Source organism: Mycobacterium sp. SMC-19, assembly GCF_045310815.1.
Classification (GTDB): domain Bacteria; phylum Actinomycetota; class Actinomycetes; order Mycobacteriales; family Mycobacteriaceae; genus Mycobacterium.
In genome coordinates this window covers 373,719-385,587 of record NZ_JBJIAM010000002.1, presented here as the reverse complement: position 1 = coordinate 385,587, position 11,869 = coordinate 373,719, and the positions used below count along the sequence as shown (strand labels likewise).

Annotated in this window: 6 protein-coding genes and 1 pseudogene; 3 read left to right on the top strand and 4 right to left on the bottom strand. The window is 65.7% G+C overall.

Annotated features, from left to right (window positions below):
* Positions 1-180: 180 nt before the first annotated feature.
* Entirely contained in the window at positions 181-3,336 is a 3,156-nt protein-coding gene (gene ileS, locus ACJH5R_RS05840) for an isoleucine--tRNA ligase (protein ID WP_406781480.1), read from the bottom strand.
* A gap of 297 nt (positions 3,337-3,633) precedes the next feature.
* Here ileS and ACJH5R_RS05835 point away from each other — a divergent pair, with 297 nt between their 5' ends.
* Positions 3,634-4,392, top strand: a complete 759-nt coding sequence (locus tag ACJH5R_RS05835) for a lipase family protein (protein ID WP_406781479.1) — start codon at positions 3,634-3,636, stop codon at positions 4,390-4,392.
* A 19-nt stretch (positions 4,393-4,411) separates the two neighbouring features.
* On the opposite strand, the gene ACJH5R_RS05830 is transcribed toward ACJH5R_RS05835, so the two are convergent.
* The 3 genes and pseudogenes from ACJH5R_RS05830 to ACJH5R_RS05820 all read right to left on the bottom strand — a co-directional run bounded on the left by ACJH5R_RS05830 (position 4,412) and on the right by ACJH5R_RS05820 (position 9,606).
* A complete protein-coding gene (locus tag ACJH5R_RS05830; protein ID WP_406781478.1) occupies positions 4,412-4,885 on the bottom strand; it encodes a hemerythrin domain-containing protein in 474 nt (157 codons plus the stop codon).
* Positions 4,886-5,196: 311 nt separating this feature from the next.
* Positions 5,197-8,043 (bottom strand): annotated as a pseudogene (locus tag ACJH5R_RS05825) (RND family transporter); the annotation flags it as partial.
* Positions 8,044-8,118: 75 nt separating this feature from the next.
* Complete coding sequence (locus ACJH5R_RS05820; protein ID WP_406756943.1) at positions 8,119-9,606, bottom strand: flavin-containing monooxygenase; 1,488 nt, start codon at positions 9,604-9,606, stop codon at positions 8,119-8,121.
* 273 nt (positions 9,607-9,879) lie between these two features.
* On the opposite strand from ACJH5R_RS05820, the gene ACJH5R_RS05815 reads away from it, so the two are divergent.
* Together ACJH5R_RS05815 and ACJH5R_RS05810 are read left to right on the top strand one after the other, a co-directional pair.
* Positions 9,880-10,929 carry a diiron oxygenase gene (locus tag ACJH5R_RS05815; RefSeq protein ID WP_406757246.1) on the top strand — a complete coding sequence of 350 codons (1,050 nt, stop codon included), beginning with the start codon at positions 9,880-9,882 and terminating at the stop codon, positions 10,927-10,929.
* A gap of 97 nt (positions 10,930-11,026) precedes the next feature.
* The gene (locus ACJH5R_RS05810; RefSeq protein ID WP_406757245.1) at positions 11,027-11,794 is read left to right on the top strand and encodes a phthiotriol/phenolphthiotriol dimycocerosates methyltransferase; all 768 of its coding nucleotides are present in this window, start codon (positions 11,027-11,029) and stop codon (positions 11,792-11,794) included.
* The last annotated feature ends 75 nt before the right edge of the window (positions 11,795-11,869 follow it).

Here is an 11,869-nt window from a genome sequence, read left to right as displayed (position 1 = left end):
CGGTGCTACCTGCCCGCGCCCACGGACGGGTTTTTTACCACCACAAACTGCATAAATGCCGTGATCGAGCTGCCAACGACGGACGGCGTAGGCCCCGTCCGCGGGCCGCCGTCGACCATAAGAATCTGGGCGCGAGAAAGTCGGTCCTGGCCGAAACCGGAAATTTCGCCGACTGAATCCTCAGGCCTTGGCGATGGACACCCGCACACCGTCACCGATTTCCACGGGGTCGGCCGGGTCACCGAATTCGAAACTGGTCGCCAAGATTTCTCCGGCGATCAACTCGGCATGATTCTGCGCCCATTCCAGCCGCTGCTCGGGTACCGCGATCACCACACTGATCCGGTCGGAGACCTCGAGGCCACTGGTTTTACGCAGCTCCTGCAGCTCCCGGATCCGGTCCTTGGCCCAGCCCTCGGCTTCCAACTCGGGCGTCACCGCGCTGTCGAGCACCACCAGGCCGGCGCCTTCGGGCAGCGCCACGGTGTATTCCGGGTCGGCGGCCACCAGCTTGGAGGTGTACTCGCCCTCCAGCAGCACCACCGGCCCCGCGCTCAGGGTCCCGTCGGGATTGACGACGCCCTCGCCGGCCTTGACCGCTTTGATCGCGGCCTGGACATCCTTACCCACGCGGGGACCGGCCACCTTCGCGTTGACCGCCAGATCGAATCGCCCGTAGTGAGCGATGTCGTCGGTCAGCTCGACGGCCTTGACGTTGAGCTCGTCGGCGATCAGGTCTGTAAAGGGTGCCAGCCGCTGCGGCTCGTCGACGGCGACGGTGAGTTTGGGCAGCGGCAACCGGACCCGCAGCTGGTGCGCCTTGCGCACCGACGACGCCGCGGAACAGACCTCGCGGACCTGATCCATCGCCGCCACCAGTTCGGTGTCGGCGGGCAGATCGGCGGCCTCGGGCCAATCGGTCAGGTGCACCGAGCGTTCCCCGGTGACCCCGCGCCAGATCACCTCGGTGGTCAGCGGCAGCAGTGGCGCGGCCAGTCGCGCGGTGATCTCCAGCACGGTGTGCAAGGTGTCGATCGCGTCGGCGTCCTCGTCCCAGAACCGCTGCCGGGACCGGCGCACGTACCAGTTGGTCAGCGCCTCGGTGAACTGTCGCAATTGCTCACAGGCACTGGAGATGTCACACACATCCAGGGCTCGCGTCAGGTCGTCGCGCAGCGACGCCAGCTTGGCCAGGATGTAGCGGTCCAGTACGTGCTGCGAGTCGGTGCGCCAGACACCGGGTTTCGGGGCATACAGCGTCAGGAAGGTGTAGGCGTTGGTCAGCGGCAGCATCACCTGGCGTACGCCCTCGCGGATGCCCGCCTCGGTGACGATCAGGTTTCCGCCGCGCAGGATCGGCGAGGCCATCAGGAACCAGCGCATGGCGTCGGAGCCGTCGCGGTCGAACACTTCGCTCACGTCCGGGTAGTTGCGCAGCGACTTGCTCATCTTCTGCCCGTCGCTGCCCAGCACGATGCCATGCGCCACACAGGTTTTGAACGCCGGACGGTCGAACAGCGCAGTCGCCAGTACATGCATCATGTAGAACCAGCCGCGGGTCTGGCCGATGTATTCGACGATGAAATCGCCCGGGTAGTGGGCAGCCTGTCCCCCGCCGCCGTCGAACCATTCGGAGTTCTCGAAGGGGTAATGCACCTGGGCATAGGGCATCGAGCCCGAGTCGAACCACACGTCCAGCACGTCGGAGATGCGTCGCATCGTCGAACGGCCGGTCGGGTCGTCGGGGTTGGGCCGGGTCAGCTCGTCGATGTAGGGGCGATGCAGATTGTCCGGCCGCACCCCGAAGTCGCGCTCCAGCTCATCCAGACTGCCGTAGACGTCGATCCGCGGATAAGCCGGATCGTCGGATTTCCATACCGGAATCGGGGTGCCCCAGTAGCGGTTTCGGGAGATCGACCAGTCTCGCGCACCACGAAGCCAGTTGCCGAAGATCCCGTCCTTGACGTGCTCGGGGTACCAGGTGATCTGCTCGCCCAGCTCCACCATCCGGTCCCGGAACTGCGTGACGCGGACGAACCACGACGACACCGCCTTGTAGATCAGCGGGTTGCGGCATCGCCAGCAGTGCGGGTAGGGGTGCTCGTAGGTCTCGTGCCGCACCAGCACCGCGCCGTTGGCGGCAGCCGGGCCGGTGCCGTTCTTCAGATCGGCGATGATCGCCTTGTTCGCGTCGAAGACGTGCTGGCCGGCATAGTCCGGCACAGTGACATTGAAGCGGCCCTTGGCGTCCACCGGAGTGACCGGGACGATGCCGGCCGGGTCGGTGGTGTTCTTGTCGTCCTCACCGTAGGCGGGCGCCAGGTGCACGATGCCGGTGCCGTCCTCGGTGGACACGAAATCGGCGGCGAGCACCCGGAAGGCATTCGCCGAGTCCATGAAGTACGGGAACGGCGGCGCATAGCGCACATCGAGCAGCTCCGAGCCGCGGTAGCTGCCCAGCACCTGAGGCTCCTCGCCCTCGCCCAGGCCGAGCTCGCGTGCATAGGCACCCAGCCGCGCCTCGGCCATCAGGTATCGCCGCTCCCCCGCCGCGACCACTACATAGGTCACATCCGGGTTGACCGCCACCGCCTGGTTGGACGGCAGTGTCCACGGAGTGGTGGTCCACACCAACAGGTGAGCGCCCTCGAGCTCACCGGCGGGTCCCCCACCGACGATCCGGAAGCCGACAGTCAGCGCCGGGTCCTGCCGGCTCTTGTAGACGTCGTCGTCCATCCGCAGCTCGTGGTTGGACAGTGGGGTCTCGTCGCGCCAGCAGTACGGCAGCACCCGGTAGCCCTCGTAGGCCAGGCCCTTGTCCCAGAGCTGCTTGAACGCCCACAGCACCGACTCCATGAACGGCAGGTCCAGGGTCTTGTAGTCGTTGTCGAAGTCCACCCAGCGGGCCTGGCGGGTGACGTAGGCCTGCCACTCGGATGTGTAGCGCAACACCGATTCCCGGCATGCCTGGTTGAACGCGGCGATGCCCATGGCGTCGATCTGCGACTTGTCGGTGATGCCGAGCTGGCGCTCCACCTCGAGCTCGGCGGGCAGCCCGTGCGTGTCCCAGCCGAACCGGCGCTCCACCTTGTAGCCGCGCATGGTGCGGTAACGCGGCACGATGTCCTTGACGTAGCCGGTCAGCAGATGTCCGTAGTGCGGCAGGCCGTTGGCGAACGGCGGCCCGTCGTAGAACACGTACTCCTGCGCGCCGTCGCGGCGGGCGATGCTGGCCCGGAAGGTGTCATCTGCGGCCCAGTAATCCAGGACGGCGGCTTCGGCCGCCGGGAAGTCGGGGGCGCCGGCGGCCGGCTTCGGATAGCTGCGTTCGCTCACGTCTGTGTCGTCTCCCAAGGGCCCGGCCCGGGGACGACGCCGCGCGGTTGCGCGAGCGCCGCGGTACCACCCCGCTTGCCGCACTCCCGCCTGCGGGGCACGACCGCTCGATGTAGGGCTGTGACGGGCCGTCCCGTTCGGTTCTAGTGAGTCGGCCCGTGGGAATGGTCCGACTGTTCTTCCGAAGGCTCCCCGGTGATGGCCGGTTCAAAGCCGTTGAGTCAAAGTTTAAACGTTGCCAACTTGTTGACAACTTCGAGGCTCGTTGACAACTTTGAGGCTCCTAGACTGTTCGACGTGGCATTCAGCCCGTCCTACGCCCGCGACGTGGTACTGCCGCTGGCATCGGCGGCCTACGCCGTGATGTCCGGCGCTGCACCCACACTGCCTACCGGTTTCAGCCAGACCGCCCTGATCAAAGCTGACCGGGCACACTTGGCCGAGCTACCCGCGCAGCATCCTGCGACGGCGATGGCCAAGGACACCAACATCTTTGGGTTGATGGGCCGTGACACCGCCAGTGGCACCGCGTTCATCGCCTTTCGCGGCAGCTCCGATGTGGCGGACTGGATCGCCGATTTCGATTTCTTCCCGGCGCCGTATTCGCCGGTGGCGGGTTTCGGCCAGGTGCATGCCGGCTTCCAGGACGTCTACGGCTGTGTCCGTGCCTCCATCGCCGCCAACCTGCCCACCGCGACCGCCGGGTGCAGTCAGATCCTCATCACTGGGCACAGCCTCGGGGGCGCCTTGGCCATGCTGGCCGCACCCGATGTCGCGCACGGGATGCCCCCGAACACCATCGAGCCGCGGCTGACCACGTTCGGCGGCCCGCGAGTCGGCGTGGCCGACTTCAAGGCCGCGTTCGACGCCGCCATCGAATGCTGCTATCGCGTGGTGAATTTCCTCGACATCGTCCCGCTGGTGCCGCCCGCGCCCTATGTGCACGCGGGTGCCGAAATCGCCGTGGACAGCGGTGGGGCCGTCGACATCGGTTGGCGGCACAGCCTGGCCGCCTATCACGCCGGCCTCTCGGCGCTCATCGCCGCCGAAGCCTGATCGCTGGTTTCAAGCGGGTTCAGGCCGCTCCCCGCGCGCAGGTCCACCCGTCGGGCATCCGGCCGGCAGCTAGGAACTCGGTCACTTCTGCGGCCACTTCCGGCGCCAGGCCGGTGTCGGCGGCCGGGTAGATCACCGGCTCCTCCACCTTGTTGTGGTCGGCCAGCTGCTCCAGCAGCCGGCAGCAGGCGCCCCGTAGCGTCGCATGGTCCGCGCCGGCACGGGAGAGGTCGTCGAGCGCGTTCATGGTGCGCCAGATCTCGCCATGGCCTCGGATCATCCCGAAGACCGCCATCATGTGCGCGCCCCTGCTGATCGGCGGGAACAGCAGCTGTTCCTCCAGGTAGATGTGGCGGCGCAGCACAGCCAGCGTTGCGCGCAAGCCGTCAACGTCGGCGCTGCCGCCCTCGAGGCCCTCCAGGAAGGCGCCGATTCCGGCCTCGATCTGCTGATGCTCACGCTCCAAGGCGGCCGAAAGGGCTTCATCGGACATGTACGGCGCTCCCCTCAGACCGGTTCGACGACCTGACTGACACCGTCGAATCCCCACGTCAGACGCTACAAATAATTTACACAATCACGAATTGTCTAAATCTAGCCCATGCGGTGGCACGCTGACCAGGGCCGGCGCAGGGCTCAGTTGTCGGCCTCTTCCTCCGGCGGCTGAATCGTGGCCAGCACCTCGGTGGGCCGGTCTTGGTCCGCCGGCGTCGCCTGACGAGCGGACAGCTCCGGGAACGCCGTGGCGACCATGTCCTCGAAGGTCCGGTCATTCGCGTCGGGCTTGCCGTCCGTGGCAGCCGAGGGAGCGGTGGCAGCCGGGGCAGCCACCGGCACCGCACGAGCCGGGTGCTCCCGCACATTCAGCGGCCACCAGAACCACCGCCCCAGCAGTGCCGCCATCGAGGGCATCATGAACGAGCGCACCACCAGCGTGTCGAACAGCAGACCGAGCCCGATCGTGGTGCCAACCTGGCCCACCACCCGCAGATCACTGACGAGCATGGACGCCATGGTGAAGGCGAACACCAGCCCGGCAGCCGTGACGACCTTGCCGGTGCCGCCCATGGTGCGGATGATGCCGGTCTTCAGTCCGGCGCCCATCTCCTCTTTGAACCTGGCGACCAGCAGCAGGTTGTAGTCACAGCCCACCGCCAACAGAATGATCACCGACATCACCATCACCAGCCAGTGCAGGTTGATGCCGAAGATGTATTGCCACAGCAGTACCGACAGCCCGAACGACGCGCCCAGCGACGCCAACACCGTCCCGACGATCACCACCGAGGCGATGAAGCTGCGAGTGATGAGCAGCATGATGATGAAAATGATTGCCAGCGAGGTGATTCCGGCAATCAGCAGGTCGTAGTCGGCGGCGCCCTGCAAGTCGTTGAAGAGCGCGGCGGTGCCGGCCACGTACACCTTGGCGGTCGACAGCGGGGTGCCCTTCAACGACTCGGTGGCGGCCTTCTTGATCAGGTTGACCCGCGCCATGCCCTCCGGCGTCGCCGGGTAGCCGTCGTGGGTGATGAAGAAGCGCGCCGCGTGCCCGTCCGGCGACAAGAACAGCTGGATCACACGTTTGAAGTCCGGATTGTCGAAGGCTTCCCGGGGCAGGTAGAACGAGTCGTCGCTCTTCGCCGCGTCGAAGTCCTGCCCCATCGCGGCCGAGTCACCACCGACCTCCTCGATCTGCGCCATCATCCCGGACATGGTGCTGTGCAACGTCAGCATCATGGTCTGCAGGCTGCGCATCGCGGCGATCTGCGCCGGCATCATCTCCAGCAGCTGCGGCGTCACCGCGTCGATGTTGCTCATGTCGGGCGCCAGCTCGTCGAGTTTTTCGGTGAGCAGGGTGGTGCCGTCCATCGACGCATACGCCGCCCGCAGTGACAGACAAGTGGTGTCGCCGCGACAATCCTTCCCTTCGACCGATTCACGCAACGCTTTGGAGTTCTCGTTCAAATCGGCCATGTTGCCGCGCACCTGCGTGGCCAGGTCCCTCGCCTCGTCCGAGACGCCGACCGCGTGATGGGTGTTGGCGGCCATCTGCTGCATCAGCCCGTACATCCGCTGCAGCGAGGTGATGGTCCCCTCGAGATCGTTGGCCTGCTGGCGCATGTCGGCCACCCGGCTCTTGACGAAGTCCAGGTTCTGCATCTGCCCGGCGCTCTGCATGCTGAGCAGGAATGGAATCGAGGTGTGACCGAGCGGGGTGCCCTCCGGCCGGGTCACCCCCTGCACCATGGCGACGCCCTCGACCGCAAAGACGCTCTTGGCCAGCTTGTTGAGTACCAGGAAGTCCGCGGAATTGCGCATGTCGTGATCGGATTCGATCAGCAGCACTTCCGGAAGCAGGCGCGATTCCGGGAAGTGCCGCGCCGCGGCCGCCCAGCCGAGGTTGGCCGGCGTGTCCTGCGGGATGAACGACGGGTCCTTGTAGCTCACCTTGTAGCCGGGCAGGGCGAGCAGGCCGATGAGCGCGATCGCGCAGGCGGCCACGAAGATGGGGCCGGGCCAGCGCACGATCGCCGTGCCCACTTTGCGCCAGCCGCGATCGGACATCTTGCGCCGGGGTTCGAGCAGTCCGCGGCGCGTGGCGATCGCCAGCACCGCCGGAACCAGTGTCAGCGCGATCGCCACCGCGACCAGCATGCCGACCGCACACGGCACACCCATGGTCTGAAACACCGGCAACCGGGTGAAGCTCAGGCAGAACGTGGCACCGGCAATGGTCAGGCCCGAGGCCAGCACCACGTGGGCGACACCGCGATAGGTGGTGAAGTAGGCCGTCTCCGGGTCTTCGCCGGCATGGCGGGCTTCGTGGTAGCGGCCGATGAAGAAGATCCCGTAGTCGGTGCCGGCCGCGATCGCCAACGTCACCAGGATGTTGATCGCGAACGTGGACAGCCCGATCAGGCCGTAGTGCCCCAGGAACGCGACGATTCCGCGTGCCGCCGCCAGTTCGACCCCGACCACGGCCAGCAGCAACGCGACGGTGCTGAAGGATCGGTAGAGCAGCAGCAGCATCAGCGAGATCACCGAGACGGTCGCCACCAGGATCTTGAGCACCGCTCGGTCGCCGCTGGCGTTCATGTCGGTGACCATCGGCGCCGGGCCGGTGACGTAGGCCCGGACCCCGGCGGGCGCCGGCGTGCGCGCCACGACGTCGCGGACCGCCTCGACCGAGTCGTTGGCCAGCGCCTCACCCTGGTTTCCGGCGAGGTTCAGCTGCACCAATGCGGCCTTGCCGTCAGAACTCTGGGCGCCCCCCGCGGTCAGCGGGTCTCCCCAGAAGTCCTGGATGTGCTGAACGTGCTTGGTGTCGGCATTGAGCTGGGCGATCAGCTCGTTGTAGTAGTGGTGCGCGGCGTCACCGAGCGGCTCATCGCCTTCGATGACGATCATTGCCGCGCTGTCGGTGTTGGACTCGGCGAAGTCGTGCCCAAGCCGTGCCATCGCCTGAATCGACGGGGAGTCTTTGGCGCTCAACGACACCGGGTGTTCCTTGGCGACCTGCTCCAGCGGCGGCACGGCGACGCTCACCAACGCGGTGAGGGCGATCCAGCCCAGGATGATCGGCAACGCGAATCGGCGAACGAATGCGGCCGCGGACGACCGGTCGTGGCTCGGGCGGTGTGTATGTGTCACTGTCCGAGGCCCCTCACCTGACAATGTGCCCAAACGATCACTGTAACCCCCTGTTCAGGACCGTAGCGGCGGAAACTATCCGATCAGATAGTCCGAGAGTGGGAAGTGGTCCTGCTCCTTGACAGCGCTGCGCACCGAGGTCGGCCGGAACAGCGGGGCCTCCCCGGTGCTCTGGTTGAACCAATAGGAATTCGACGTCGCGCAGTTACCGAGGTGGAATACCGAGCTGTCCAGCAGGCCCATCATCCGCTCGTAGAACCGGGTGTTGGCCTCCTCGGTGACCTCGAACGTCTGCGCCTGGCGCCGCTGCACCTCGCCGAACAGCCGGTTCATGTGGCGGGTCTGGTATTCCACGGTGTTGAACCAGGACAGCCCGACCCAGGAGAACGGGCTGGCCATGTTGATGAAGTTCGGGAACTGCGGGGCGGTCATGCCCTGGTAGGCCTGGAAACGCGTCTCGCGCCACCATTTGCCCAGGTTGCGACCGCCGCGACCGATCACCTCGATCGCCGGCAGGTTGCCCTCCCAGACGTCGTATCCCGTTGCCAGCACCAGGGTGTCGATCTCACGCTTCGTGCCGTCACACGCCACGATGCCGTCGGGTTCGATCCGCTCGATCCCCTCGGTCACCAGGTGCACATTCGGCTTGGCGAATGTCGGGTAGTAGTTGTTGGAGATCGACGGACGCTTGCAGCCGAAGTCGAAATCGGGCGCCATCTTGCGCGCGAGCTCACGATCGCGCACCGAGCGCCGCCGATGGCGCGCGGACTGGGCCGCCATCGCCTTGTTGAGGAACTTGAAGCGCCGGTAGCGCCACATGGTCAGCACCATCATGAAGTCCGTGGTGTTGTCGGTGAGCCACCGGACAATACGCTGGGTGAACGGCACCCGGGCGAACATCCGTTGCACCGCCGGCGGGAACACCACGTCGGACTTGGGCGTCACCAGGATCGGGGTGCGCTGATACACCGTCAGATCGGCGACCTCGTTGGCCAGCTCGGGGATCACCTGGATCCCGGTGGACCCGGTTCCGATGACCGCCGCCCGCCGGCCTGCCATCGAGTAATCGTGGTCCCACTCGGCGGTGTGCACGACATGGCCGGCGAAGGTGTCGATGCCGGGGATGTCGGGAATCTTCGGCTGGCACAGGAAGCCGGTCGCGACGATGAGGAACTGCGAGGTCAGCGTCTCACCGCCGGCCAGCGACGTCCGCCACAGCTTTGCGTCCTCGTCCCACTGGGCGCCGTCAACCGTGGTGTTGAAGCGCATGAAGCGCGTCACGTCATATTTGTCCGCCACATGCTCGGCATAGGCTTGGACCTCGTTACCGGGGGCGAACAGCCGCGACCAGTAGGGGTTGGGTTCGAACCAGTAGGAATAAGTAGTAGAGGGCTGGTCGACGGAGAGCCCCGGATAGTGGTTGACCCGCCATGTTCCGCCGAGACCGTCCAGGCGGTCCACGATCACGATGTTCTCGTAGCCCAGCTTGGTCAGTTGGATGGCCGTACCGATGCCGCCGAAGCCCGCCCCCACGATGACGGCGTCGTATTGCTGGGTCCCCATAAGGTGAACACGCTACCCCAACGCCGCAATATATCGCCGTACGTGCAGGTCAGCCCGGTGTGAGGCGGTCCGCGGCGCAGAGATAAAGTAATGGACGCCGCCCGGTACCAAGATGATGCCGATCACACTCAAGTGAACGGTTAAACCTTACTGTTTTGCCAAACTTGACGGTAAGCTTCGGCTCGGCTACGCCCCATGGCGGTGCGGGCCTGAAATTGAGGATGGGCCCGTATGCCGACCGTTGTGATCGTCATCTGCTGGTTGCTGGCCGGCATGATTGCCGTCGCCGCGGTGCCCTATGCCCTTTTTTACTTCTTCCGGCGATTGAAGAACGCGATGTATGTCGGCGGCGACGCCGCCTACGGCGAAACGCTGGCGACGCTGTCCGAAAGCTCGGTGCGACGCAACTTCAACCCGTACGTCGACATCGACTGGAATGATCCCGAACTCGCGGTGAAGACGGATGACGCCCGCTGGGTGCTTTCGGGAGCGGACCCGCTGGGCCGCCACCCCTGGTACCGGGCGCAGCCCCTGGAAAAGAAGATCGCGATGGGCATGTGGCGCCAGGCCAACATGGCCAAGGTCGGCGTGCAGTTCGAGGGCATCCTGGTGCGCGGCCTCATGCACTACACGTTCTGGGTGCCGAACGGCTCGCCGGAGTACCGCTACTGCCTGCACGAGTGCATCGAGGAATGCAACCACACCCTGATGTTCCAGGAGTTGGTGAACCGCATCGGCGTCGATGTCCCCGGCATGCCGCGGTGGCTGCGCCTGCTCTCCCCGATCGTGCCGCTCTACGCCGGGCCGTTGCCGAACTCGTTCTTCTTCGGAGTCCTGGCGGGCGAGGTCCCGTTCGACTACCTGCAGACCCTTGCCCTGCGCGAAGAGGACAGCGTGCCGGCAATCGTGCGGAGGATGATCGGCATCCACGTCGCCGAAGAGGCGCGCCACATCTCGTTCGCCCACAAGTACCTGGAGCGACGGGTGCCTCGGCTGTGGTGGAGCAGCCGATTCATGCTCTCGCTGTACGTGCCCGTTGTCATGCGGATGCTCGGCCAAGCGATGATCGTGCCGCCCCGTAAGTTCTTCCGCGAGTTCGGTGTTCCGAAGTCCGCGCGCAAGCAGTGGTTCTTCGGCACCCCGGACGCACGCCAGACCTGGCGGGACATGTTCTCCGATGTCCGGATGGTCTGCCACGAACTCGGGCTGATGAATCCGGCCGCGCGGCTGATGTGGCGCATCTGCAAGATCGACGGAGCGCCGTCGCGGTATCGCGGCGAGCCGCAACGCGCGCAGCTGCCGGTGCAACTCACCGAGGTCTAAAGCCCGCTCTGCGCTGTGCCATACTTTCGGTATGGTGCGTTCCCCATCTGAGACCTTGGAAAAAGTCGGCGCCGATCTGGTGTACCGCATCTCGGCGATGCCGCTGTACAAGAAGGCCTTCAAATACTGGTACCCGTTCATGACCAAGCGAATGGGACACGACGACGTCGTCTTCCTCAACTGGGGTTATGAGCAGGACCCGCCGCTGGGCCTGAAGCTCGACGAGGCCGACGAAGAGAACCGGTACTCGATCCAGCTCTACCACCAGACCGCCACCCAGATCGATCTGGCCGGCAAGAACGTGCTCGAAGTCAGCTCCGGGCACGGCGGCGGCGCCTCCTTCCTGGCCCGCACCCTCAAGCCCGCCTCGTACACCGGACTGGACTTCAACCCGGACGGTGTCGTCTTCTGTCAGAAGCGCCACCAGGTGCCCGGCCTGGACTTCGTGCAGGGTGACGCACTGAACCTGCCGTTCCCGGACAATTCGTTCGACGCGGTCGTCAATGTCGAGGCCTCGCACATCTACCCCGACTTCGCGCAGTTCGTTCGCGAGGTGGGACGGGTGCTGCGTCCGGGCGGACACTTCCTGCACACCGACTTCCGCGCCAAGGAGGACATCGAGTCCTGGCAGCAGACCCTGGCCACCCCGCCGCTGCGGCTGGTCAACGAGCGCGACATCAGCCGCGAGGTCGTTCGTGGCCTGGCCGCCAACTCGCCGCGCTCCAACGACCTGATCAACGAGCGGATGCCGTTCTTCCTGCGCCGCTTCGCTCGGGAATTCGCCGTCGTGGAGGGGTCGCTGTTCTACCGCGACCTGGACCGCGGCGAGATCACCTACCGCATTTTCGACCTCGTCAAAGACTGAGGAAACTGCATCGAAGCGGCGGAGCGATCGGGACTGACGTCCCGGCGCTCCGGCGCTTCTTTGGTGACCGACGTC

Excerpts from the sequence above, each read along its gene's own strand:
- ACJH5R_RS05830 (WP_406781478.1), bottom strand. The coding sequence starts at position 4,885 with ATGTCCGATGAAGCCCTTTCGGCCGCCTTGGAGCGTGAGCATCAGCAG.
- ACJH5R_RS05820 (WP_406756943.1), bottom strand. The coding sequence starts at position 9,606 with ATGGGGACCCAGCAATACGACGCCGTCATCGTGGGGGCGGGCTTCGGC.
- ACJH5R_RS05815 (WP_406757246.1), top strand. The coding sequence starts at position 9,880 with ATGATTGCCGTCGCCGCGGTGCCCTATGCCCTTTTTTACTTCTTCCGG.
- ACJH5R_RS05810 (WP_406757245.1), top strand. The coding sequence starts at position 11,027 with ATGCCGCTGTACAAGAAGGCCTTCAAATACTGGTACCCGTTCATGACC.